Source organism: Rhodanobacter sp. C06 (assembly GCF_002001105.1).
In the GTDB taxonomy this organism is placed as follows: Bacteria; Pseudomonadota; Gammaproteobacteria; order Xanthomonadales; family Rhodanobacteraceae; genus Rhodanobacter_A.
The window spans coordinates 49258-74559 of the sequence record NZ_MUNP01000028.1 but is presented as its reverse complement, the minus strand read 5'-3'; the positions used below and the strand labels follow the sequence as shown (position 1 = coordinate 74559).

The following is a 25302-nucleotide window of genomic DNA, read 5'->3' as shown; positions in this document are numbered from 1 at the left end:
GCGCCGGCAGCATGCAAAACGGCACGCCTGCCGTTTTGGCTTGACGCGGCTTCGGTCGAGGCGGGAAGCTTCGGGGTCGCCGCATCCGCGCGGGCGTGTGCCCGCGGGACAGTGGCATGGAGATGTTGATGAACGATGCAGGTGCCGGCGCCGCCGGTCGCAACGCCACGGTGAGCGCGCGCATCTCGCCCGCCGGTGGCCTGGACATCCTTTCCCGCCACGAGGTGGCGCGCCTGCGCGGCGCCAGCGACTCGGGCCTGCACGCGCTGCTGCGCCGCTGCGCGCTGGCGGTGCTGACCTCGGGCGCGATCAGCGACGATCCGCGGGCAATCCTCGAGCAGTATCCGGACTTCGACATCCAGGTGCTGCAGCAGGACCGCGGCATCAAGATCGAGCTGACCAAGGCGCCGGCGCAGGCCTTCGTGGACGGCCAGATCATCCGTGGCATCAACGAGCTGCTGGTGGCGGTGGTGCGCGACATCGTCTACGTGTCCACCCAGCTGGAGCAGATCGGCACCGATCTCGAACCGTCCGACGCGCTGACCCAGGTGGTGTTCGAGATCCTGCGCAACGCGCGCATCCTCAAGCCTTTCATCGACCCGAACCTGGTGGTGTGCTGGGGCGGCCACTCGATCTCGCGCGAGGAGTACGACTACACCAAGGCGGTGGGCTACCAGCTCGGCCTGCGCGGCATGGACATCTGCACCGGCTGCGGCCCGGGCGCGATGAAGGGGCCGATGAAGGGCGCCACGATCGCGCACGCCAAGCAGCGCCGACGCAACAACCGCTACATCGGCATCACCGAGCCCGGCATCATCGCGGCCGAGTCGCCGAACCCGATCGTCAACCAGCTGGTCATCATGCCGGACATCGAGAAGCGCCTCGAAGCCTTCGTGCGCATGGGCCACGGCATCATCGTGTTTCCCGGCGGCGTGGGCACGGCCGAGGAGATCCTCTACCTGCTGGGCATCCTGCTGCACCCGGACAACGCCGGCGCGCCGTTCCCGCTGATCCTCACCGGGCCGAAGCAGTCCGCCGCCTATTTCGAGCAGATCGACCGCTTCCTGCGCCTCGCGCTGGGCGACGCGGTGGCCGCGCACTACCAGATCATCGTGGACGATCCGGCTGCGGTGGCAAGGGCGATGGCCAGAGGCATCGACAAGGTGCGCAACAACCGCCTCGACACCAAGGACGCGTTCTTCTTCAACTGGGCGCTGCGCATCCCGCTGGAATTCCAGACGCCGTTCCGCCCCACCCACGAGGCGATGCGCGGCCTTCAGTTGCGCCACGGCCGCCCGCTGCACGATCTGGCGGCCGACCTGCGCCGCGCGTTCTCCGGCATCGTGGCCGGCAACGTGAAGGAGGAGGGTGTGCAGGCGATCGAGCAGAACGGCCCGTTCGACATCGACGGCGACCGCGACATCATGCAGGCGCTGGACAAGTTGCTGCGGGCCTTCGTGGAGCAACATCGCATGAAGCTCCCAGGCGGCGCGGCCTACGTGCCGTGCTATCGCGTGATCACCGGCTGATAGGGCGTATACGGGACGTCCCGGCGGCTTGACAGTCCGCCGCCCGATCGACAAACTACGCAGCTCCCGCCCGAATAGCTCAGCTGGTTAGAGCACTTGACTGTTAATCAGGGGGTCGCTGGTTCGAGTCCAGCTTCGGGCGCCAGACAAATGAAAAGGCCGGCAGCGATGCCGGCCTTTTTGCGTTCATGCTTTCGCGATTACTGCGCTGCGGCGCAACTGGCGGCCTGTTCTGCGCTGGCCTTCGCACCGCGGACGCGGCCGGAGTTGGCGATCACCACTACCAATGCCTCGTCCGGCCGGTCGTGGCGGCAGAAGCGCCAGGTGTTGGTCATGCCGCTGGCGCTGCCGTCGCTCTGGAAGCGCACGAGCCGACGGCCGCTGTCGCCGAGGATGGTGATGCCGGCGTAGGCAGCCTGGCTACGCAGCGGTGCCGCGTCGGGCTGGCCCTTGCGCGCCGGGTCGTGGCCGATCAACCAGCCGGATTCCCAGCGTGTCTCGCCGCTGCACTGCACGCCGTCGCGGCTGGGGCAGAACAGGGTGGGCTTGCCGCTGAGCGCCGCGCTGCCGCGCGTATGCTGCAGGGCGGCGATGAACTCGATTTGCGCGACCTGCACCTGGTTGCGCTGGAGCAATGGCGCCAGCGACGGCACGGCGATCGCCGCCAATACGCCGAGGATCGCCACCACCATGATCTGCTCGATGAGGGTGACGCCGCGTTGCCTCTCACGGTGGCTGCAAGCCTGTCGCATCGCCATGACGCGCTCCTGCACGGGCGGAAGGGCCATGCTAGGAAGCCGCGTCCGTGGGGCCAGCCGTCCGGCGGCTGGCGCCGGCGTCGGCGTCTGCTGACAAGAGCTGTCAGCAGCGGCGATTTAATATGCGGGCATCCGCCCGCATATCGTCCGCCATGACCGATCGCTTCGAACTCGTCGCCCCCTACCAGCCTGCCGGCGACCAGCCCGAGGCGATCCGCCGCCTCAGCGAGGGTTTCGAGGCGGGCCTCGCCGCGCAGACCCTGTTGGGTGTCACCGGCTCGGGCAAGACCTACACCATCGCCAACGTGATCCAGCAGGTGCAGCGGCCCACCATCGTGATGGCGCCGAACAAGACGCTGGCGGCGCAGTTGTACGGCGAATTCCGCGAGTTCTTTCCGAACAATGCGGTGGAGTACTTCGTCAGCTACTACGACTACTACCAGCCGGAAGCCTACGTGGTGGCCTCGGATACCTTCATCGAGAAGGATGCCTCGATCAACGAGCATATCGAGCAGATGCGGCTGGCGGCGACCAAGGCGCTGCTGTCGCGGCGCGACGCGATCATCGTGGCCACGGTGTCGGCGATCTACGGCCTGGGCAATCCCGAAGACTACCTGTCGCTTCGCCTGATCCTGGCGAAAGGCGAACGCATCGAGCAGCGCCAGTTGATCCGCCAGCTCACCGAGCTGCAGTACGCCCGCAACGAGATGGAACTGCGCCGCGGCACCTATCGCGTGCGTGGCGAGATCATCGACGTGTTCCCCGCCGAGTCGGAAACCGAGGCGCTGCGCATCGAACTATTCGACGGCGAGGTGGAAGGGCTGGCGCTGTTCGACCCGCTCACCGGCGAAACGATCCGCAAGGTGCCGCGCTACACGGTCTATCCGCGCACGCATTACGCCTCCACGCGCGAGAGCGTGCTCAACGCGATCGACACCATCAAGGACGAGCTGAAGGAGCGCCTGGAGGTGCTGTACCGCGACAACAAGCTGGTCGAGGCGCAGCGGCTGGACCAGCGCACCCGTTACGACGTGGAGATGATGGCCGAGGTGGGCTACTGCCAGGGCATCGAGAACTACTCGCGCCATCTGTCCCGGCGCGCGCCGGGCGAGCCACCGCCCACGCTGTTCGACTACCTGCCGGCCGACGGACTCTTGGTGGTGGACGAGTCGCACGTCACCGTGCCGCAGATCGGCGCGATGTACAAAGGCGACCGCTCGCGCAAGGAAACCCTGGTGGAGTTCGGCTTCCGCCTGCCCTCGGCGATGGACAACCGGCCGCTGCGTTTCGAGGAATGGGAGGAGCGGGTGCCGCGGGCGATCTACGTCTCGGCCACGCCGCGCGATTACGAGTTGCGGAAATCCGGTGATGCCGTCACCGAACTGGTGGTGCGCCCGACCGGCCTGGTCGATCCGGAAGTGGAGGTGCGCCCGGTGCGCACCCAGGTCGATGACCTGCTCGGCGAAGCGCACAAGCGCATCGCGATGGGCGATCGCGTGCTGGTCACCACGCTGACCAAGCGCATGGCCGAGAACCTCACCGAATATCTGTCCGAGCACGACGTGAAGGTGCGCTACCTGCATTCGGACGTCGAGACCATCGAGCGCAGCGAGATCATCCGCGACCTGCGTCTGGGCGAATTCGACGTGCTGGTCGGCATCAACCTGCTGCGCGAGGGCCTGGACATGCCCGAGGTGTCGCTGGTGGCGATCCTCGACGCCGACAAGGAAGGCTTCCTGCGCTCCACCGGCTCGCTGATCCAGACCATCGGCCGTGCGGCCCGCAACGTGCGCGGCAAGGCCATCCTCTACGCCGACGAGGTCACCCGCTCGATGCGGGCGGCGATGGATGAGACTGCCCGCCGCCGCGAGAAGCAGCTCGCGTACAACGAAGCGCACGGCATCACGCCGACCACGGTGGTGCGCCGCATCGCCGACATCATGGAAGGTGCCCGCAGCGAGGCGCCGACGCGCGGCCGTGGCGGCAAGAGCCGGCAGCGCGCCGTGGCCGAGCCGATGGCCAGCTACGAGGCGATGGACCCGGCCAGGGCCGCTGCCGCCATCAAGAAGCTGGAGGCGCAGATGTACAAGCATGCCCAGAACCTGGAGTTCGAGGACGCGGCGAAGCTACGCGACCAGATCCATCAATTGCGCGAGCAAGCGCTGCGCTGAGCGGGGCTGGGCGGCTTGTGGCTGGCCCGGGAGTCGCCTATACTGCGCGGCTCGTGCGGCCTCTGCCACGCGAATCGGGCGGTTAGCTCAGCGGTAGAGCACTACCTTGACATGGTAGGGGTCACAAGTTCGATCCTTGTACCGCCCACCACCTTCAAACCAGCAACGGCGCGGCTTTCGGGCTTTGCGCCGTTTCTGTTTCCGGTGCGGGCTGACCACGCACTGACCCCGCGAAGCCACGGCACGTCTTTCGCCAGATCGGTCAGCTACGCATCGAGCGCCTTGCGGGCTTTTCCGAAGTAGGCCGGTCGTACTTGGCATAGCCGCCCGTTGTGGCTGCCGCCTCGCCCCTCTTGTGGCCGATCAGCCCTGAAACTTCCCAGCCGGGCACGCCGCGGCGCCGCAGTTCCGAGGCGACCGTGTGCCGCAGCGCCTTGGGGGCGAACCACGCAGGCAGCCCTGCAAGCCCTTTTTCTTTCGGTGCGATTCGGTGCCGTCACCCATTTCCATACCTTTCGACACGCACCGGCACGAAACGCCGGCAAGCTTCGAGAGATGCTCTGATTAACCCCGGCACAGGCGGCACGATGCGAGGCAGATACGCGTGCGGCGGTGCGTGACGCAACCCGGACCGGGGGACTGTCTGGGTAATACGCACGGCGGCGAACGCGGCTCCTGACACCATCCGGGCACGTGAACCGGGCACTCGGACCGGCTTGGCTTCCCGCACATTGCCGCGCCCCGACGGTGGGAGGTCGGCGGTGCATCGGGGCGGCGGCTTGGCAAGTTGCGGGCCGGCGGATCGGTGACGCCTGCACCGGGGTTAATCAGAACATCCCATAGTGGATTCGCTGGCTCAGTGATTGATGCTTTCGAGGGAAATCCCTTTCGTCGCTGGCCCGAACACGCCGATGACGGCGATGCCCACGACCATGGCAATGGCAATGAATACCGCCACCGCCAGTGTGCCTCCCGCGTTCAGCAGATAACCAATGGCCAAACCGGCGAAGGCCGCCGCAATGCGGCTCCACGAATAGACGAAGCCCACCGCCCTGGCCCGTATCCGGGTCGGATAAAGTTCCGCCTGGTAGTTGTGGTAAGCGTAGGACATCACGTTGGCGGCCAGCGTGAACACCACACCCAGCACGATCAACAGGACCGGGCTGCTCACCGTGGCGAAGGCGAGCATGCTCACACCCATCACCACCAGGCCAAGAATGATCTGCAGCTTGCGCTCGATCCGGTCGGCGAAGAGCACGCCGAGCAGCGGCCCAAACGGGTTGGCGATGGCGATGACGAAGGAGTATTCGAGGCTGTGCGTGATGGTGATGCCACGCGCGATCAGCAGGGTCGGCACCCACGCCGCAAAGCCGTAGAAGCCGATGACTTGGGCCATGTTGAACACCGACAGCATCAGCGTGCGCGTGCGGTACTGCGACGAAAAGATTTCCGCGAAGCGACCCCGGCCAGTCTCCTCGACGTGCGCCAGCGCGGGGGGCGACAGAGGCTTGCCGGTCTCCCTGACTACCCGCTGTTCGATCGCCGCCATGATGGCTTCCGCCTCGTCGGTACGGCCTTGCAGGGCCAGCCAGCGCGGACTCTCCGGAATCCCCTGCACCAGCAGCCACACCAGCACTGCGCCGAGCGAGCCGATCAGCACCACCCAGCGCCAGCCGTCGATGCCGAGTGGGCTGAGCGGCACCAGCAACCAGGCCAGCAACGCCACCAATGGCACCACGGCGAACGTGATGAACTGATTGACGGAAAACGCGCGGCCACGCTCCGCACCCGGGATCAGTTCGGAGATGTAGGTGTCGATGGTGACCAGCTGCACCGCGAAGCCCACGCCGGCGATGAAGCGCCAGACGTTCAGCATCTCGCCGGTCTGCTGGAACGCCATGATGGCGGTGCAAGCGACGTACCAGACCAGCGACCACGTGAATACCGGCCGCCGACCGAAGCGATCCGGGAGATGCCCCAGCAGCACCACGCCAAACCACAGGCCGGCGAAGGTGCTGAAGACGAACGTGCCGAATCCCGCGATCTTGATGCTGCCGAGCCCGGCAAAGAACCCCAGCGACTGCGCCGTGAACAGGCCCGACTTGATCATTCCCGGCGCCACATAGCCGGTGAAGAACAGGTCGTAGAACTCGAAGACACCGCCCAGCGAGATCAGGATGACGATGGTCCAGACCGTGCGGGATGGCGGCAACCGGTCGAGCCTGGCGGCAATTCTGGTGGATTCGATCTCTGACACTTGGATCTATCTCCGGATCGGATTGGAAGGAAGGCTTGCCCCGGTCGGAGCGAGTCCATTGCGCTGCGAGACATCGATCATTGCGTCAAGACTTGATCCAGTCCCGAGTGACGTAGCTGATCGCCGGGGCGGTCCCGGGCGCGTTTCCGCCGGCCGGAACGCCGCCAGAAAACTCGACGCCCGCCGCCAGGTAACCATGCCGACATCAGAACGACACCTTCACGTCGCCATATACCAGCCGTCCGATCGGCGAATACGTGCTGATATCGCTGTTGATGAACTGGTTCGTGAAGGCGCGCGGGAAGTTCGGCGGCATCTTGTTGCCGATGTTGTTCACGCCGAGGGAGAGCGTGAGCTTGTTGCCGTCATCGCCACCGCCCGGCCCAAGCGTCCAGGTGTAGGAACCGTGCAGATCCCACACGCTGTAGCTCGGCACCCGGATGCCCGGGAGCGTGCCGGCGGCACCCTCGTCCTGAACCGAGGAGATGTAGGTGTTGGCCAAGGTGATATCCAGGTTCTGGAGCGACCAGTCGAGTGTCGAGTAGAAGCGATACTTCGGCAGCGTGCCGGCGAACACGCCGATGTTGCTGGCCGCGCCGGCGTATTGCTGGAACGCATCGCCCGGACGGCGCTGGAACTTGAACGAATTGAATATCGTGCCCTTGCTTGACAGTTCCCAGGACCCGTACTTGTTCCAGGGCAGGATGTAGTCCAGCCCCAACAGCCAGGAATGTTCGATCAGCACGCTCTGGTTGCGGAACTTGTCGATGACGTAGAGCTGGGAGTATTTGCTCGGATCCGGCTGGCCGGTGATCGGGTTGGTCAAGAACGCCTTCAGGGACCCGGGGGTGCCGAAAGGACTGCTGCCGCCGAGGTTGGTGAAGTTGCCCGTGCTCACGCTGTCGAAGTAGGGCGAGGCCGAACCGGAATCGTTGACGGACTGCAGGATGCGGGTGAAGTCCGCGCCACCCGGGAAACCGCGCACGGTGATCGAGGAGTAGTCCGCGGTCACCGTCAGACCGTTGATGAAGTTCGGGTGGAATTCGAAACCTATCGAGCGCGACTGCGCCTTGGACGGCTTGAGCGACGGATTGACGCCGTCCTCGCCGTTGAAGGTGTTGCCGACCGCGTAAGGCTTGCCGAACACGATGCCGATCAGGTTGTCGGTCACCGGACGGGTGTCGAACGGCCCGTACGCCTGATACAGCGGCGGGGCGGCGAACGACTTCGTGTAGGTCGCATGGACCACGAGCTGGTTGTCGAAGGGCTCCCAGCGGAAGCCGAACTTCGGCGACGTGCCGTTGCCGGCGTCGCTGTAGTGCTCGAAGCGACCCGCGGCCGTGAGGTCGAGCCGGTGCAGGCCCGGGATGTGCATCTTGTCCGAGGTGATCGGAATCAGCACTTCGGTGTAGGCCGCACTCACGTCGCGACCGTGACTGAACGGGTCCGTGTACAGGCCGCCGACCCAGTTCTGGGCGTTGCCGGCGGTGGAACCGGTGACCGGATCGGTGACGCGGCCATTCGGGTCGGCGTGGCCGGAAACGCCTTCATGCCGCCAGCCCACGCCGACCGCGACGCTCACCGGGCCCGCGGGCAGTTGGAACAGGTCGCCAGCGACATGCGCATCCCAGGAATAGAGCTTGCTGTCGCCATTCAGCACCTCGGTGCCGAAAATGTTGGCCAGGGCGGCCGCCGGGTTGCCGGTCACGGCGAAGGGGTTGAGCGCCGGCTGCAGCACCAGCCCGTTGTTGATCGAATAGCCGCCGTAGACCTTGCTGTAGGCGCCGCCAGCCACCGGGTTGCCGTTGGCATCGTAGCCACCAGCGACGGCGGCTTTCAGGTTGGGCTTGAAAAGCAGGTTGGTGTCGTGCTCTTCCACCTTGCTGTCGCTGTAATCGACGCTGGTCTGCCAGGTCCACGTGGCGGACAGCTTGCCCTTGAGTCCGGCGGAGAAGCGGTATGCATCGGTGGTATCGAACACCGCCTTGGGCCGGGACATGTCGGCAAACGTCACGCCCGTCGCGGTGGTGGTGAGCGGGTTGTAGGGCGCCCCGGCCGGCACGGTGAGCGAGGAGAACGCAAAAGGCTGGCCCGCCGCCTGCCACGCCGTGGAATGCACCTTGTTCTGCGAAAGCATGACGTCGCCGAAGGCCGTCACCCGGCCGCCGAGGAATGGCTGCGAGTTGATCGTCGCGACGAAGTTCTTGTGCTCCTCCTGCTGCAGCAGCATGGCGTACTTCGAGTAGTCGAAGCCGTTGGACAGTTTTGCCGCGCTGGTGGCGTTGTAGGTGCCTGGCGAAAGACTCGCGTAGCTGCCAGCGGTGGCGGCGGACCCGGTTGGAACGTTCGGCGAGAGCAGCCCCGGCGCCAGCACGTAGTTGCCCCCGCCGACGACGCCGGGCAGACCCGTGCCCGGAACCACACCGTAGGTCGGACTCGTGAACGAGCGGTCGCTTTGGAACAGCGGGCTGGTCTTGGAGTAGCTTGCGGTCGCCGTGATGTTCACCGGGCCGAGATCCCCGCCCACCGTGACGAATGCCGAACGGTCGCGGTAGCCACCGTCCGCCACGCCGTAATGCGCGCCGGCCGTGACGCCGTGGTAGTCGTGCTTGAGGATGAAATTGACCACGCCGCCGACGGCATCGGCGCCGTAGAGCGACGAGGCGCCGTCCGTAAGCACGTCGACCCGTTCGAGCGCGGCAGCCGGAATCTGGCTGACGTCGACGAAGTTCTTGCTGCCGCTCAGGCCGGCGACGCCATCCAGCGCCATGCGCTGGCCGTCCACCAGGACCAGGGTCGGCAGGTTGCGCAGCTCGATCTGCGAGCCACCCGCCGTGAATTGATTGTGGTTCTGCGCGTTGCTCGGACCCGCATTGCTGCGGCCGGCAAAAGCGGGGATCGCCTTGCTCAGCGCATCGAGCATGTTGCTCGAGACGCCGGTTTGGCGGAGCGAGTCCGCATCGAGGGTGGTGACGGGAACGGCCACGTCGTTGGGGTTGACCGGCAACAGCGTTCCGGTGACGACGACGCGCTGCAGTTGCGCGGCCTTGTCGGCCGATGGCGGGTTCGCAGTCGGAGCGCCGGTTTTCGAGTTCGGAGTCTGCTGGTCTTGCCCTGGGGTGTTTTGTGCGGATGGGGCATGACCGCCGTCATCCGCCGGTTTCGAAAAAGCCGACGGCGCGGCCAGGCAGGCGGCCAACGCGACAGCGATGCAGGACAGCTTGGGCAACTGTTGCTGAGACATGATTCCCTCCCCGGGAAGCTGCGCGCAAATTCCCTTTGGCTGACAGCGTGGATTCAACGATTGATTGGAGGCATCCGGTCTGGTGGCTCACGCTTGCGTGGGTCGATCGCCGTGAAAACACCATCCCGATGCGGATTTGTATTCAGTACGCCTTGCCCGGCATTGGCGCTCCTCCCCGGAGCGCTTGATGACGTGGCGGAAACAGGTGGTGCAGTTCTACTGGTACCGAAAATCACACGAAAGAAAATCCATATGCGGGTCTTGCGCATGCGGCCCATCGGCAATCGCCACGGAACTGGTCCATCCACATCCATCCGACAAGGTTTGCCGATGCGCTGAAATCCGGAAATTCAGTTCTTTTGGTAGGTCAACACGGTGAACGTCTGGTCGAAATAGAAGTTCGGGTAGAACGGTGCCACCGCGGTATTCACTTTCATGGCCGGATCGACGCCTCCTTCGGCCGCGACCAGATAGACGCGATCCCGTGCCGTATCCAATGCCAGCGTCCGCGCCATCGGCCGCGTGGTGATGGCCTGGTCGAGCGCATAACCGTTGGCCCCTGTCTGCTTGATCACCACCAGATTGGCGTCAATCCCATTGGCCGTGTAGATGCGATGGGTCGCCTGGTCGTAGATGACGCCGTCGTTGCCGCGACCGATCGGGAGCGTGGCTACCATGGCTCCGCTTGCCGCGTTGAGCACCGCCAGCACTGGCCGGTCGCTGCGGCAGCCGACGAAGATGCGTTGATCGCCGGCGTCATAGTCCAGCCCGACAGGCTGGTGGCACGGCGCGGTCGACCAACTGGCGGTCACGGCATGCGTGCGGGCATCGATGCGCACCACCTTGTCGCGGTCGCGCTCGGCGACGAAGATATTGCCATGTCCGTCCGGCGCCGATGCCTCGATGTTGCCGCTGTCCAGCGGCAACGTGGCGACGAGCTTGCCGCTGCTGGCATCGACGAACGCCACCTTGTGGCTGTCGCCCATGGTGAAGAGCAGTTGCCCGGTCACCGGCTCGTAGCTGCCGGCGTCGGCGCTCTGCCCGAAGTGGATATGGCGGATGGTTTTCAGCGACGACAGCGCGAACTCGGTGCTCGTGCCATCGGAGTTCACGCTGAACCCGCGATCGAGCCGAGGCACCAGGATCGCCTTGTTCGCGCCTTTGCTGCCGGCAATCGTGGCAACCACCTTGTGCGTGGTCACGTCGAAGACAGTGACGCCGTCGTGCCGGCGGCCGATGAACAGGTGCGACCGTGCGGCGTCATAGGTCAGGTAATCCCACCCCGGTGCCTTGCCCGGCAACGCCACCGCGGAACCGAGATGGTAGAAGTTCGTGGCGCGCCCCGGTACCGGCAGCAGCGCGAAGCAGAGCAAGGCGAGCGGCGCCACCAATCGGCTGCGTGACGGCATCGCTTTTCGCTGTCGGTCCGGGCGCATCATCCGCTCCTAGTTGCCCAGCTTGAACCAGAGGATCTCGCCGCCCTTGCCGTGCTCACCTGGCGAAGCGGCCAGGTACAGGCGATCCAGCTGCGGAACGACGATGCCCGACTTGGCACCGGTGGCGCTGGCGATCCACGGCCGCGCGGCGTAGAGGTTGGGCGTGACCTGCTGGAACACGCCGAGATGGCCGTCGCCGCCGGGTACATAGACGCGCTTGCGGGCGCTGTCCCAGAACAGCCCGTCCGAAGTCGCCGGCGCATCCAGCATCGCCACCGTGGCGCCGGTGTCCGTATTGAGCACGAACAGCTTGCTGGGGTTGCGGGTGCCGACGAACAGGCGATGGTCCGCCTCGTCCAGCGCCATCGTCAGGTTGGTCTGGGCGCCGCTGAGCGGCCAGTGCGCAATCACCTTGAGCGTCTTCTTGTCGACCACGGCCACATAGTTCTGGTCGGCCACGTTCACGAACAACCGACCGCCATGCTGCTCGGCCTTCACGGCCTCGACGTGGTCCGAGTCGAACCTCAGCTTGGCGTACACATGGCCGGTGAGCGGATCCACCTCGTTGAGGAAGCAGTCCTTCATGCCGACATCCTTGCCGCCGGTGACGATGTACAGGTGGCCGGTCGAGGGATCGTATTCGGCCGAGTCGGCACCCGGCGCCAGCGTGATGTGGCCCACGACCTTCAAGCTGGTGGCATCCAGGATCTTGGTCATGCCCTTGCCGCTGTCGGTGACGATCAGCCGGTTGTGCTCGGGCAGGTAGACGAAGGCGTGTGGCGTCTCGACACCGTGGAGCGTGCGCTCGTGCGCGCCGGTCCTCAGGTTGAACAGCTCCACGGAGCCGTGATCCTCCGCCGCCAGGAACAGCCGGTTGCCCTGGACGTCGACGCCGAAGTGGTCGAAGTCGCCGGAATAGCCGGGGTGCCAATCGGTGCTGCGTCCGATCAGCGTCGCCGTTGGATTGGGATCGGCGACAGCCACCGGGGCGACCGGCTCCATCAGCTTGGCCAAGTCGGGGATCTTCGCGCGCAACTCGTCGCGGATGGCGAAGCCTTCGCGCTCAAGTGCCTTCTTGTCGTCGCCAGGCTTGTACGGAAGCACGATGCCCACCGCGCCAAGGGTCTTCCCGCTGGCGTCGAGCAGGCGCGTCTCGACCTCGAAGCGACGGCCGTTGACCTCGAGGTTGGGAATGCCGGTATTGATGGCGCGCATGTCATCGTCGTCGGCCGGCTTGCCGAAACGGCCGATGCTGGTACCCACCACCACGTTGGTCGATTTGCCCGGCGGCACGATATGCAGCATCAGGATCAGCAGCCTGGGATGCGCGGCCATGGTCTGATCGACCAACTGCTGCGCATAGGTATGCGTCGGGATGGCCGGATCGAACTGGTAGGCCTGGGTAAGGTTGCCGACGTTGGAGATCTTGCGGCGCAACTCGTCGCGCACTGCCTCCGCATTTTTCGCCAGCGCTGCCTTGTCATCGCCTGCCTTGTACGGGTAGACGATGCTCACCGCACCCACGGTGTCGTGGGTGACGTCCTGCAGCGGCAACTCGACTTCGAAGTGGTCACCTTCCGCGTTCACGGCCATGGCCGGCTTGCCGGTGTTGACGACACCCATATCGTCGGAGTCGGCCTTCTTGCCGATGCGCCCGATATTGGAGGCGATGATGATGTTGTCGGCCTGCTTCGGCGGCGTCACGTGCAGCGCCATGATCGCGATGTCCGGATGCGCGGCGAGTGTCTCGTCGACCAGCTCCTGGGCATAGGTTTTGGTCGGGGTCTGGGCCAGCAGCGGTGATGCCAGCAAGGCTGTTGCCAGGAACAGGGCGGTACGGCGCATGGAAGATTGCCTCAGTGGTGGGATGGCGGGTTGGAAATGCGGGTGCGCTGGATCGGAGCGTTGCTGCATTCTGCGAGCTGCACCTTGCGGATATCTGTAGCGATTCTTAAAAGAAATTAAGCTGATGCCTGGCGTCTCGGCGGTCACGGCGGGCATCCAGGTCGTTGCAACTGGCACCGCAATCCGGCGGCACGACCACGTCGCCTTGGCTGACGTTCCGGGCGCATCCTCGACAGCTACTCGCCCAGCTTGAACCAGAGGATCTCGCCGCCCTTGCGGTGTGCGCCGGGCGAAACGGCCAGGTACAGGCGATTCAGTTCAGGGACCACGATGCCCGACTTCGCGCCGATCGCGCTGGGAATGCGTGGACGTGCTGCGTAGAGATCGGGGGTGACCTGCTGGAACACGCCAAGGTAGCCGTCGCCGCCGGGTACATAGACGCGCTTGCGGGCGCTGTCCCAGAACAATCCATCCGACGTCGCCGGCGCATCCAGCATCGCCACCGTGGCACCCGTGTCGGTATTGAGCACGAACAGCTTGCTGGGATTGCGGCTGCCGACGAACAGGCGGTGGTCGGCTTCGTCCAGCGCCATCGTCAGATTGGTCTTGGCGCCATGGATCGGCCAGCGAGCCATCACCTTCAGCGTCTTCTTGTCCACCACCGCCACGTAGCCGTGGTCGGCCACGTTCACGAACAGCCGGCTCCCGTGCTGCTCGGCCTTGACCGCCTGGGTTTGATTCGAATCGAAGCGCAGCGTGGCGTAGACGTGCCCGGTGAGCGGGTCCACGTCATTGAGGAAGCAATCCTTCATGTTCATGTCGTGGCCGCCGGTGACGATGTACAGATGACCCGTCGAGGCGTCGTACTCGACTGAATCCGCACCGGGCGCGGTCAGCTTGATGTGGCCCACGACCTTGTAGTCGGTGGTATCCAGGATCTTCGGCCCGCTCGTGCCGCCGTCGACGATGATCAGGCGGTTGTGCCTGGGCAGATAGACGAAGGCATGCGGGATCTGGATACCGATGCCGCCGAGGGTGCGCTCATGCTGGCCAGTCCTCAGGTTGAACAGTTCCACCGAGCCGTGATCCTCCGCCGCCAGAAACAGCCGGTTGCCCTTGACGTCGACGCCGAAGTGGTCGAGGTCGCCGGAATAGCCCGGGTGCCAGTTGGTGCTGCGTCCGACCAGCGTGGCGGGCGGGTTGGGATCCGCCGCGGCCGCGGGCGGTGTCGTGCTGCCCCGGTAGGGCCGGACCAGCTCGGCGAGACTGGGGATCTGCCGGCTCAGCTGGTCGCGCACATCCTCGGCACGCCTGGCCAGCGCTGCCTGGTCGTCGCCCGCCTTGTAGGGATACATGAGGCTCAATGCGCCCAGGCGTTGGTGGCCGGCATCGAGCAAGGGCAGTTCGACCGCGAAGTGGTCGCCGGCCTTGGTGACCTCCAGATTGGTCTTGCCGTTATTGACGACGTTCATGTCGTCGGAGTCGGCCTTCTTGCCGATGCGCCCGATGTTGGACGCGAAGATGACGTTGTCCGACTGCTTCGGCGGCGTCAGGTGCATCGCCACGATGGTGATGTCGGGATGTGCGGCGAGCGTCTGGTCCACCAGATGCTGGGCGTTGGTCTGGGTCGGTTCCTGCGCGAGTAGCGGGGAGGCCAGCAAGGCGGTCGCCAGAAGCATTGTGTAACGCATCATCGATGTTCCCTTGACTGACGAAACGAATGAAGTGGGATGCTCGTACGGCAGCGGAAAGCGCCCAAGACCGACGGCAATGAATTCGAATCCACGATGGTCCCCTGGCGGCCGGTTCGCACCGTCGCGTGGCGCACACCGTAGGTCATCGGCCTGACGGCAACCTGTAGACATTCTTAAGAAATCGTCAGGTTTGAACGCGTTGTGCGACGCGTCACCGGCTACACGCAATGCTGGCCTACACTCGCCACGCAATGTCGCCTGACAGGTGCACCATGAAGATCCTCGTCGTCGAAGACCAGCAGCGTCTCGGCCAGTTTCTCAAGCAAGGGCTCAGCGAATGTGCCTACACGGTGTGCTGGGTTGGCACCTGCGAGGACGCGCGCGATGCGCTCGCCGAGACCAACTACGACGTGATCATTCTCGACCTCAGCCTGCCCGACGGCGACGGCCTGCACCTGCTCTCGGAATGGCGCCGCGCCGGCTTCAACGAATCCGTGCTCATCCTCAGCGCCCGCGACGCGGTGGAGGACCGCATCAAGGGTCTCGACCTCGGCGCCGACGATTACCTGCCCAAGCCCTTCAGCTTCGATGAGCTGCTCGCCCACGTGCGTTCCCTGCTGCGGCGCCAGTCGGCGGTGAAGCAGACCGTGATCACCCATCGCTGCGTACGCATGGATCTGTTGAGTCATACGGTCAAGCTGAAGGACCAGAACGTCGATCTCACCAGCCGGGAATTCGCGCTGCTCGAAATCTTCATGCAGAACGCGGGGCGCACCCTGACCCGCTCGTACATCTCGGAAAGAATCTGGCCCGGTCTGACGGACAACAATCTGCTGGACGTCTACATGAGCCGCCTGCGCACCAAACTCGAGTCCAATCCGACCGAACCGCTGTTCAAGACGCTGCGCGGGATCGGCTATCAGCTGGTATGAAATCGATCGGCGCGCGCATCACGTTCTGGTTCGTACTGAGTGTCACGCTTACCCTGGCCTGCTTGTTCGTCGCCGGCCACCAGCTGCTGAAGAACTACGTGATCCACGACCTGGACCTGCTCAATGCCACGGAATTCGGGCAGATCAAGGCGCGCCTTGGCTCGGACTATCCGACGCTGAATGGCGCGATCATCAACGAACGCATCCGCCAGACCACCGAATACGCCTCGGTGCTTTTCTATATCAGCATCGACTCGCCCAAACAGGGCAACCTGTTCCGCTCGAAGAACCTGGCCGGCAATCCGCTGCCCGACGTCAAAGGCAAGCGGGTCTTCAACGGCACCATTCCCGGCATCGGCGAGCTGCGCATCGCCGAGTTCGTGCTGCCACCGTTCGATGTCAGCATCGGCACGCCGGTGGGCCAGATGCGCCGCGCCATGGTGGCTTATTCCGAAGTCAGCCTCGCGCTGCTGCTGAGCATGATCCTGGCCAGCATCGTGATCGGCCTGGGCCTTTCCCGCCTGATGCTGCGACCGGTTCGACTGATTGGCGAAACGGCCAACCGCATTCGCTCCGACAATCTCACCGAACGCATCGGCGTCACCGGAGTCGACGACGAGATCTCCGATTTAGCACGCTTGTTGAACCAGATGTTCGATCGACTCGAATCCTCGTTCACCCAGGTACGCCAGTTCAGCGCCGAGGTATCGCACGAGCTCAAGACCCCGCTGTCGCTGGTGCGGCTGCATGCCGAGAAGCTGCTCGCCGACGGCAACCTGGATCCGACACAGGAGGAGGCCGTACTGGTGCAACTGGAGGAACTGGCCCGCGTCAACCACATGGTGGATGAACTGCTGTTTCTGTCGCGTGCCGAGGCACAGGGCGTCCGCATGAGCCTGGTGCCGCAGGATCCACATCGCTTCCTGCAGAACTTCGAGCAGGATGTCCGCGCCTTGGCCGAGCACCAGGGACGGCGCCTGCGCTACACGCACCGCGGCGAGGGCGTGGTGGCTTTCGAGGAACGCTGGCTTCGACAAGTCGTCCTGAACATCCTCACGAATGCCTTGCGAGCCTCGCCGCCCGGCGGCCTGATCACGCTGCGCTCGGAGTTCGTGCCTCGTTACTGGAGGGTCAGTGTTGAGGACGAGGGACCGGGCTTGACCATGGATCAGTGCGAGCGGGCCTTCGACCGCTTCGTGCGCTTCCATCAAAGTGGCGAGGAGGATCGCGGCAGCGGCTTGGGCTTGGCCATCTGTCGCAGCATCATCCAATTGCACAATGGACGAATCTATGCCGAGCCGCGCGCAGACGGCAGGGGCCTGCGCGTGGTGTTCGAGCTGCCCGCCAGCGACGAGCGCGAGCAGAACCCTGTGTAACGCAGGTTCCTTTGCTGGCCAAAGAATGTTTGACTCGTGCTGTCGTGGTCACTCTGTTCGTCTCGAGCCAGCCATGGAGTTGCGACTGGCAAGGGCGCCGAGTCCGGGCCGTGCTTGCCCTGCCTGGGGTCGTCGATGTTGATGTAGACGCAGCTGGCGTCGCGCTTGCCACTGAAAACGATGGCATCGGCCGCCGCCCGCACATCGGTGCCGGTGACTTTCCGCGCGAAATGGTTCCAGCCGTGCCAGCCCATCGGCGGGACGGCGGCCACGTGCGTTTCGGCCGTCACCGGTGCGGTGATGAACATGGTGGCCTGGGCGAGCGAGAGAACGAGCGAACGCATGCAGCGTGCTCCGCTGGTGGGTGGCGCGGCAATGAACTGCGCACTGTCTCGGCCGCAACAGCACGGGCAAAACACGCGTTCCCGTCATGCAGTGGCGTGGAAGTGGCCTCGGCTGACCAGGCTGCGCGAGGTCAAAGCCAGCTGGGGAGCAACTCCGGCACTGGGCATGCTGCAGACGCACATGGAGAAACGTTAGCGCGGACTTTTGATTTCGCAATTGTCCGATTTTAGTGCGGCGCGACAGCATCCAACATGCGCTGAAGCGATGAGCTTGCGAACGGGCTCGGGCTGGTTGCGCATCTCGCGGGGGAGCCGACGGACTGTCGAAATGGTCGGCCATGTCAAATCTTGGGGAGAGACCAACATGATGGGCAACACCACGTTTGATGCCGGACGCCGTTACGCGGCGAGGAAGCTCCCGATGGCGCGTTTGTCCAGCGCAATCGCCTTCGGACTGCTGTGCTGTGGGCCGCTGGCGCTGCATGCGCAGCCGGCCGCATGGGCGCCGCAGGGGCAGCCGCAGGACCAGGAGGCGTCGCAGGCAGCTGCAACCAGCGCGAAGCCATCGAAGAAAAAGGCCGAGAAGGCGGGCGCCAAGCAGACCAAGGACCTCTCTGCCGTCGTGGTGACCGGCATCCGCGCATCAGTCGAGAAGGCGCAGGACATCAAGCGCGACGCCGACACCTTCGTCGATTCGTTGTCCGCCACGGACATCGGCGCGCTGCCGGATCGCAGCGTCACTGAAACCCTGTCGCGCATTCCCGGCGTCACCATCGACCATTTCCTCTCGCAAGGCGATCCGGAACACTTCTCTGCCGAAGGCAATGGCGTGCAGGTGCGCGGCCTCACGCAGGTGCGTTCCGAATTGAATGGCGGCGACAGTTTTTCCGCCAACGGCGGGCGCGCCCTCAGCTTCCAGGACGTGCCATCGGAATTGATGTCCGGCGTCGACGTCTACAAGAACCAGACGGCCGAGATGATCGAGGGCGGCCTGGGTGGCACGGTGAACCTGCGCACCTTCATGCCCTTCGACTTCCAGGGCCAGAAGATCGCCGCTTCGGCCAGCGAGAACTACGGCAACTTTGCCGAGAAGTACAAGCCGTCCGCCTCGGTGCTCTACAGCAACCGCTGGCAAACCAGCCTCGGCGAAATGGGTTTCCTCGTCGATGTCGCCGATTCCCGCCTGGCCACGCGTACCGATGGCCTGTTCGTGCGTCCGTTCTTCAAGAACGCGGGCGGCATCTGGGTGCCGCGCGGCGCCGACTGGCGCACCCTGCGCTACGACCGCAAACGCGATGGCGCCTATCTGGCCTTCCAGTGGCGCCCCAACGACGACGTCGACCTTTACGCCACCGCGTTCCAGAGCAAATACCACGAGGTCTGGAACGAGGATGCGATCTTCGTGAGCAACGACCCGACGCAGGTGATGGTGGACGCAAGCCAGCCGAGCGTGGTCAATGGTGGCGTGTTCCAGTCCGGTCGCCTCACGCAGAACGGCGGCGTGCCGATGGGCACCGACATCCAGGCGTCCAACAGCCACTCCAAAACCACGAATTTCTCCACCGGGATGAAGTGGCGGCTGGGCACAAGCACCGAACTCACGAGCTCGTTGCAGTTCGTCAAGGCCACTACAAGCAGCCTGGATTCCACGGTGGCCCTGGGCACCAACGTGCCCTACATCGACGTCGCCCTGAACGGCAACAGCCCGCCGCGCATCGGTGTCGATTCCAGCTTCACCGGGGACCCTGCCAACTACTACTGGGGATTCACCCAGGACCACCAGGACCAGAACTACGCGAAAGAACTGGCCTGGCGTGCCGACATCGACCACAGCTTCGTCGACGGGTTCGTGCAGGGGGTGAAGGCGGGCGTGCGCCTGACCAACCGCTACGCCAACAACATCGATACCGGCTACCACTGGATACCTGTGTTCCAGACCTGGATGCAGGGCTGGGCGATGCCTGCCGGCGCATTACCCGGCTTGGACTTGAACGGCACGGTCAATAGCAACCTGGTGCACCTGGACACGTTCAGCAACTTCTACCGGGGCGGCGCGGGCACGCCGGGTGCGTTCTATGCACCGGTGCTGTCGACTGCGCTGGGCTATCCGGGCAGCTACGCGGCCATCCACGACGCCGCCATTCCGTATTACATCGGTGGCGGCTACAACGTCCCGTACCAGCCCACGCTGCTCGATGCCGCGTACACCAACCTTCAGCACGAAAAGACCTATGCGGCGTACGCCATGCTCGACTTCGGGGTGGATGAGGTCGGCCTGAGCGGCAACATCGGCGTACGCGCGGTGAAGACCAGGAACGCCGCCGATGGCTTTGTGGTGTATCCAAACCAGGCGTTGGCGCCTTATCTGGGCACGGGCCAGTCTTCCCCCATCAATGCGCGCAACGAGTACACCGACGTCCTGCCCAGCTTGAACGTGAAGTGGGAGTTCGCTCCGAACTGGATCACGCGCTTTGCCTTCTCCAAGGCGATTGCGCGGCCGGATTTCAGCCAGATGCAGGCCTATCAGATTCTCAATGCCGGGGTGCTGTCGGGCTATACGCCGCCGGCCGGCACAACCACCCTGCCACTCGACAAGCTGACCTTGACCGGTAGCTCCAACAGCAATCCGTACCTGACGCCGATGAAGGCCAACCAGTTCGATCTGTCGCTGGAGTGGTATTTCGACCAGGACCGCGGCGGCATGGCCTGGGTCAACCTGTTCCACAAGGGGATCAGCGACTATTTCCGCAACGAGTCGCAGTTCGTGGCGTATCCGGGTGTCGACGGCAACAACTACCAGTATCTGATCACCCGTCCGGTGAACGTCGGCAAGGCGACGATCGATGGCGCGGAAATCGGCTGGAACCAGTTCTTCGATTTCCTGCCGGTCAAGGGCTTCGGCATGTCGGTGAACTACACCTACATCCGGAGCAGGACCCATGTGCCGAACGACACCACGGCGGTGCCGATCGATACGGATGGCTCCACCTACGGCAGCCTCCCGGCAGATGGCCTGTCGAGGAACTCCCTCAATGTCGCCGGCTTCTACGAGCACGGTCCGTGGCAGATCCGGCTGGCCTACAACTGGCGCAGTCAGTATCTGCTGTCGATCGGCCCGAATGGCTACAACGGCACCGACAACAACATTCCGTGGAAGCTGCCGGTATTCGCCGATGCCTACGGACAGTTGGACGGTTCGGTCTTCTACGCGTTCAACGAGCACGTGAAGCTCGGCCTGGAAATGAACAACCTCAACAATGCCGAACAGCGCACGATCATGGATCAGAACGCATCCGGCAAGCACGTCACTTCCTGGTACGTGAACGACACCCGTTATGCGCTGACGCTGCGCGTGGCGTTCTGATCGTGCAGTGCCTGCGCAGGCCATGAGGGTTCCGGCATGGAGCAGGGCATCCGGCGTCGGGTGCCTTGCCGGGCGCCTGAAAAACCTCACCACGTTCCGGCATGTTAAGCGCGGAGGCCGGGATGACGACAAGGTGAGAGAGAGTTTCTTCGACATGTTCAGAACCATCGGCGCCATGGCCTGCTCTTTGTTCTTCGCGCTGAGTGTCCACGCCAGCCAACCCGCCGCCACTCCCTACCACTTCACCAACGTACGCATCGGTGGCGGTGGCTATGTCTCCGGTCTGCTCTTTCACCCCTCGGTGCGCGGCCTGTATTACGCGCGCACCGACGTGGGTGGCGCTTATCGCTGGGATCAGGAACACGAACGTTGGCAGCCGCTGACCGACTGGATCGCGGCGAAGGACGCCAACCTGCTCGGCATCGACAGCCTCGCGATCGATCCGTCCGATCCGCAGTGGCTGTATCTCGCCGCGGGCATGTACACCACACCCCAGGCAGGCGATGCCGCGATCCTGCGTTCGCACGACCGGGGGCGCAGCTTCCGGCGCGCGGATCTGCCGTTCAAGCTCGGCGGCAACGAGCTGGGGCGCGGCAACGGCGAGCGGCTGGCGGTGGACCCGAACGACGGCCGCGTGCTGTTCCTCGGCTCGCGCGATGCTGGCTTGTGGCGCAGTGCCGACCATGGCGCGCACTGGGCGAAGGTGGACGGTTTCCCCGCCGTGGCCACCTCGCCATCGTCCAGCGCAAGCAATGCCTGGCGCACGCAACCCATCGGCATCGTGTTCGTGGTGTTCGATCCGGCCAGCGGCCGGCGCGGCCAGCCGACACCGGTGATCTACGCCGGCGTGTCCACCCGGCAGGCCAGCCTGTTCCGTTCCGCCGACGGCGGCCGCAGCTGGAGCGCCGTGCCGGGCCAGCCCGTGGGCCTGCGGCCAAGCCACATGCACCGCGCCAGCGACGGCGACTATTACCTGAGCTACGGCGACGAGCCCGGTCCGGACACCATGGACGACGGCGCCCTCTGGCGCTGGCAGCCGGCCAGCAGCCGTTGGACCGACATCACGCCGATACCCGATCAAAGCCGGCCCGGCCGCGGCAAGCCCGCGGGCTTCGGCTGGGGCGACGTCGCGGTGGCGCCCTCCGATCCGGCGGTGCTGGTTGCCAGCACGCATCATCGCTACACACCGCACGACCTGCTGTTCCGCAGCACCGACCGCGGCGCGCACTGGGTCGAGGTGTTCGCGCATTCGGTGTTCGACCGCCGCGAGGCGCCCTGGACGGTCGAGCACACGCCGCACTGGATGACCACCGTGGCCATCGATCCGTTCGATCCCGGCCACGTGATCTTCGTCACCGGCTACGGCCTGTGGTCCACGCGCGACATGGGCCGGCTCGATGCGGGCGGTGAGGTGCACTGGACGTTCGTGGATCGCGGGCTGGAGGAAACCGTTCCGCTGGGCCTGATCAGCCCGCCGCAGGGCGCGCACCTGCTGAGCGCGCTGGGCGATCTGGATGGCTACCGCCACGACGATCTCGGTGTGGCGCCGCTGCAGTTCCAGGCGCCGCCGCGCTACGCCAACAGCGAAGCCATCGACTACGCGGGGCAGCGGCCGGAGCGGATCGTGCGCAGCGGCTACCTGCGCGAGCCGTTCGGGCCGGCGGTGCGCGCGTCCTGGTCCGATGACGGGGGACGGCGCTGGCAGGCATTCGCCAGCGAACCACCGGAAGGCGAGGGCGCCGGCAGCATCGCGCTGACGGCTGATGGCAGCGGCGTGCTGTGGGCACCGCGCAACGCGAAGCATGTTTGGCTCACGCGCGACTTCGGCCATCACTGGCAGGTGGCGGCGGGCTTGCCGGGCGGCGTGAACGTGCTCGGCGACCGTTTCGATGCGCAGCGTTGCTACGCCTTCGACGCGAAGAGTGGTGCGCTGTTCGTCAGCCACGACGGCGGCGCCAGCTTCGCGCCGCTGGCCGGCGCCTTGGGCGCCGCCGCGCGCGGCCATGACCATGTGCAACTGCGGGCCTCGCCCGATGCGGCTGGCGAACTCTACCTCGCTGCGCGCGACCTGCTGCTGCTGCGCGGCGAAGACGGCGGCAAGCTGCAGGCGACCTTGCCCGGGATCGACGGCGTCGACGCCTTCGGCTTCGGCAAGTCGGCTCCGGGGGGCCACCAGTCCACGCTGTTCGTGGCCGGGCGCCTGGACGGACAGCAGGGGATCTACCGTTCGGACGATGGCGGCCGGCACTGGCGGCGCATCGACGACAACGCCCACCAGTACGGCCGCATCACCCATCTCACTGGCGACCCGCGCGTATTTGGTCGCGTGTATCTGGCCACCAGCGGGCGCGGCATCGTCTATGGCGATCCCGAGGAATCCACTCCATGAAAATGCTTTCTCTCTCTGCGGCGCTGGCGTTGGCTTCGTTGTTGCCGGGCGTCGCACAGGCCACGCTCGACTTGCCGCTGCTGTACTCCCGGGGCGCCGTGTTGCAGCGCGAACGGCCGATCCACGTATGGGGCTGGGACACCCCCGGCACAAAGGTGAGGCTGGATTTCGACGGCAAGCAGGCAAACGCGGTGACCGACGCGCAGGGGCGCTGGCAGGCGACGCTGCCGGCGCATGCGGCCGGTGGACCGTATGTGCTGGAGGTCGACGACGGCCACGAGCATCGCCGCATCGGCGACGTGCTGGTGGGTGACGTATGGCTGTGTTCCGGCCAGTCGAACATGGAGTTCATGGTGTCGCAGGGGCGCGATGCCGAGGCGGAGCAGGCGCGCGGCGACGATCCGTCCATCCGCCAGTTCAAGATCCCGCACAGCTCTGCCATCAGGCCGCAGCGGCAATTGCAGGGCGGCAACTGGGTGGCGGCAAATCCGTCCACGGTGGGCCAGTTCTCCGCTGTGTGCTGGTTCTTCGCGCGCGACATGCAGGCGCGCACGCACGTGCCGCAGGGGCTCATCAACAGCAGCTGGGGCGGCAGTGCCATCGAGGCATGGACGGACGCGCAGACCGGCCATTTCGACGTGGCGGCGGTGGCGGCGAAGAAGCAGGCCGACGATGCAGCCGATGCGGTGGGGAATGCACGGACCTACAAGCGCATCGCGCACTGGCCCGCGCTGCACGCCGATGTCAAAGCCGCCGATGGCTCGCTGGCCTGGGCGGCAGAAAAACTCGATGTCTCCGACTGGGACAGCCTGCCGGTGCCATCCGACTGGGAACCGGTCGGTTACTACGACATGGACGGCGTCGCGTGGTATCGGAGGCAGTTCACGCTCAGCGCCGCCGAGGCCGCGCAGGGAGTGACGCTGGGCCTGGGCCGCATCGACGATTCCGACCAGAGCTTCGTGAATGGCCATCCGGTGGGCCACATGGATCTCGCGTGGAATACGCCACGCATCTACAAGGTGCCCGCGGCCGACTTGCACGCCGGCAACAACAGCATCGCCGTGCGCGTGGACGATCTTGGCGGCGGTGGCGGCATGGCCGGCAAGCCCGACGAGGTCTACCTGCAACTGGCCGACGGCACGCGTCGCTCGCTGGTGGGCCAGTGGCGTTTCCGCCCCGCCGCGGTGACGGTGGTACCCACCAGCCAGGATCAACTCACGCCGACCCTGCTCTACAACGCGATGCTGCATCCGCTGATCGGCTATCCATTGCGCGGCGTCGTCTGGTACCAGGGCGAAACCAACGCGAGCGCGAGCAATGCGCTGCGCTACCGCGGCCAGTTCAAGGCGCTGATCGAATCCTGGCGCGCGCAGTGGGGACGGCCGGATTTGCCCTTCTTCTGGGTGCAGCTGCCCAATTTCAAAGCGGGCGAGGACACCGCCACGGAAAGTCCGTGGGCCGAGCTGCGCGAGTCGCAGGCCGCCGCCCTGTCGCTGCCGCACACTGGGCAGGCCGTCATCATCGATCTCGGCGAAAGCGACAACATCCATCCCACCGACAAGCAGGACGTCGGCCACCGGCTGGCGCTGGTCGCGCGCCGCGTGACTTTCGGCGACAAGTTGGTCGACGCCGGCCCGCTGTATCGCGGCATGCGCGTGGATGGCAGCCACGCCGTGCTGTCGTTCGACACCCAGGGCGAGCCGTTGGCGGTGCGCGGTGGCGGCCAGGACGTGCATGGTTTCGAGCTGGCCGGCGCGAACGGCCGCTACCACCCTGCGCAAGCGCGCATCGAAGGCACCACCGTGGTGGCGGTGAGCAACGCGGTCGGGCACCCGGCATCGGTGCGCTATGCGTGGAGCGAGGACCCGGTCGCGGCCAATCTCGTCAATCGCGATGGCCTGCCAGCGGCGCCGTTCCGCAGCCGGGAGCGGTAGACGATGAAGCCGCACTCGAACCATCGATT

The 25302-nt window shown here is 65.3% G+C and carries 14 protein-coding genes and 2 tRNA genes; 9 read left to right on the top strand and 7 right to left on the bottom strand.

The annotated features are described in order from the left end of the window. Window positions 1–128 precede the first annotated feature (128 nt). Together ppnN and B0E52_RS02740 are read left to right on the top strand one after the other, a co-directional pair. The gene (gene ppnN / locus B0E52_RS02745; RefSeq protein WP_077481603.1) at window positions 129–1529 is read left to right on the top strand and encodes a nucleotide 5'-monophosphate nucleosidase PpnN; all 1401 of its coding nucleotides are present in this window, start codon (window positions 129–131) and stop codon (window positions 1527–1529) included. A gap of 68 nt (window positions 1530–1597) precedes the next feature. Continuing rightward, a tRNA-Asn gene (locus B0E52_RS02740) sits at window positions 1598–1674 on the top strand. Window positions 1675–1729: 55 nt separating this feature from the next. Here the strand turns inward: B0E52_RS02740 and B0E52_RS02735 are convergent. Further along, window positions 1730–2287, bottom strand: a complete 558-nt coding sequence (locus B0E52_RS02735; protein ID WP_077481601.1) for a GspH/FimT family pseudopilin — start codon at window positions 2285–2287, stop codon at window positions 1730–1732. 152 nt (window positions 2288–2439) lie between these two features. Here B0E52_RS02735 and uvrB point away from each other — a divergent pair, with 152 nt between their 5' ends. Next, window positions 2440–4458, top strand: a complete 2019-nt coding sequence (gene uvrB / locus B0E52_RS02730; RefSeq protein ID WP_077481515.1) for an excinuclease ABC subunit UvrB — start codon at window positions 2440–2442, stop codon at window positions 4456–4458. 76 nt (window positions 4459–4534) lie between these two features. Beyond that, a tRNA-Val gene (locus tag B0E52_RS02725) sits at window positions 4535–4609 on the top strand. Window positions 4610–5314: 705 nt separating this feature from the next. Here B0E52_RS02725 and B0E52_RS02720 read toward each other — a convergent pair. From B0E52_RS02720 to B0E52_RS02700, 5 genes are all read right to left on the bottom strand, one after another. Continuing rightward, the gene (locus B0E52_RS02720) at window positions 5315–6715 is read right to left on the bottom strand and encodes an MFS transporter (RefSeq protein WP_217316654.1); all 1401 of its coding nucleotides are present in this window, start codon (window positions 6713–6715) and stop codon (window positions 5315–5317) included. A 205-nt stretch (window positions 6716–6920) separates the two neighbouring features. Continuing rightward, complete coding sequence (locus B0E52_RS02715; RefSeq protein ID WP_077481513.1) at window positions 6921–9959, bottom strand: TonB-dependent receptor; 3039 nt, start codon at window positions 9957–9959, stop codon at window positions 6921–6923. A gap of 350 nt (window positions 9960–10309) precedes the next feature. Beyond that, entirely contained in the window at window positions 10310–11368 is a 1059-nt protein-coding gene (locus tag B0E52_RS02710; protein WP_077481511.1) for a hypothetical protein, read from the bottom strand. A 36-nt stretch (window positions 11369–11404) separates the two neighbouring features. Beyond that, the gene (locus B0E52_RS02705; RefSeq protein WP_077481509.1) at window positions 11405–13240 is read right to left on the bottom strand and encodes a hypothetical protein; all 1836 of its coding nucleotides are present in this window, start codon (window positions 13238–13240) and stop codon (window positions 11405–11407) included. 236 nt (window positions 13241–13476) lie between these two features. After that, window positions 13477–14934, bottom strand: coding sequence for a hypothetical protein (locus B0E52_RS02700; protein WP_077481507.1), 1458 nt, complete (start codon window positions 14932–14934; stop codon window positions 13477–13479). A gap of 272 nt (window positions 14935–15206) precedes the next feature. On the opposite strand from B0E52_RS02700, the gene B0E52_RS02695 reads away from it, so the two are divergent. Together B0E52_RS02695 and B0E52_RS02690 are read left to right on the top strand one after the other, a co-directional pair. Continuing rightward, entirely contained in the window at window positions 15207–15866 is a 660-nt protein-coding gene (locus tag B0E52_RS02695) for a response regulator transcription factor (protein ID WP_077481505.1), read from the top strand. A 98-nt stretch (window positions 15867–15964) separates the two neighbouring features. Continuing rightward, window positions 15965–17242, top strand: a complete 1278-nt coding sequence (locus B0E52_RS02690; protein ID WP_254426678.1) for an ATP-binding protein — start codon at window positions 15965–15967, stop codon at window positions 17240–17242. Here the strand turns inward: B0E52_RS02690 and B0E52_RS18590 are convergent. Continuing rightward, entirely contained in the window at window positions 17155–17586 is a 432-nt protein-coding gene (locus B0E52_RS18590) for a hypothetical protein (RefSeq protein ID WP_174575533.1), read from the bottom strand. The two genes, B0E52_RS02690 and B0E52_RS18590, sit on opposite strands and share 88 nt — an antisense overlap. A gap of 205 nt (window positions 17587–17791) precedes the next feature. Between B0E52_RS18590 and B0E52_RS02680 the strand changes: the two genes are divergently transcribed. The 3 genes from B0E52_RS02680 (at window position 17792) to B0E52_RS02670 (ending at window position 25273) form a co-directional block, all read left to right on the top strand. Then, a complete protein-coding gene (locus B0E52_RS02680; RefSeq protein ID WP_254426677.1) occupies window positions 17792–20950 on the top strand; it encodes a TonB-dependent receptor in 3159 nt (1052 codons plus the stop codon). A 154-nt stretch (window positions 20951–21104) separates the two neighbouring features. Continuing rightward, window positions 21105–23339 (top strand): sialidase family protein, encoded by a 2235-nt coding sequence (locus B0E52_RS02675; protein ID WP_254426676.1) that lies wholly within the window; start codon window positions 21105–21107, stop codon window positions 23337–23339. Further along, the gene (locus B0E52_RS02670; protein ID WP_077481501.1) at window positions 23336–25273 is read left to right on the top strand and encodes a sialate O-acetylesterase; all 1938 of its coding nucleotides are present in this window, start codon (window positions 23336–23338) and stop codon (window positions 25271–25273) included. Before B0E52_RS02675 ends, B0E52_RS02670 begins: the two co-directional genes overlap by 4 nt. Window positions 25274–25302 lie beyond the last annotated feature (29 nt).

Bases quoted from the DNA above. Each gene is read 5' to 3' on its own strand.
- ppnN (WP_077481603.1), top strand. From the start codon at position 129: ATGAACGATGCAGGTGCCGGCGCCGCCGGTCGCAACGCCACGGTGAGC.
- B0E52_RS02735 (WP_077481601.1), bottom strand. From the start codon at position 2,287: ATGGCGATGCGACAGGCTTGCAGCCACCGTGAGAGGCAACGCGGCGTC.
- uvrB (WP_077481515.1), top strand. From the start codon at position 2,440: ATGACCGATCGCTTCGAACTCGTCGCCCCCTACCAGCCTGCCGGCGAC.
- B0E52_RS02715 (WP_077481513.1), bottom strand. From the start codon at position 9,959: ATGTCTCAGCAACAGTTGCCCAAGCTGTCCTGCATCGCTGTCGCGTTG.
- B0E52_RS02710 (WP_077481511.1), bottom strand. From the start codon at position 11,368: ATGCCGTCACGCAGCCGATTGGTGGCGCCGCTCGCCTTGCTCTGCTTC.
- B0E52_RS02705 (WP_077481509.1), bottom strand. From the start codon at position 13,240: ATGCGCCGTACCGCCCTGTTCCTGGCAACAGCCTTGCTGGCATCACCG.
- B0E52_RS02700 (WP_077481507.1), bottom strand. From the start codon at position 14,934: ATGATGCGTTACACAATGCTTCTGGCGACCGCCTTGCTGGCCTCCCCG.
- B0E52_RS02695 (WP_077481505.1), top strand. From the start codon at position 15,207: ATGAAGATCCTCGTCGTCGAAGACCAGCAGCGTCTCGGCCAGTTTCTC.
- B0E52_RS18590 (WP_174575533.1), bottom strand. From the start codon at position 17,586: ATGCGTTCGCTCGTTCTCTCGCTCGCCCAGGCCACCATGTTCATCACC.
- B0E52_RS02675 (WP_254426676.1), top strand. From the start codon at position 21,105: ATGTTCAGAACCATCGGCGCCATGGCCTGCTCTTTGTTCTTCGCGCTG.
- B0E52_RS02670 (WP_077481501.1), top strand. From the start codon at position 23,336: ATGAAAATGCTTTCTCTCTCTGCGGCGCTGGCGTTGGCTTCGTTGTTG.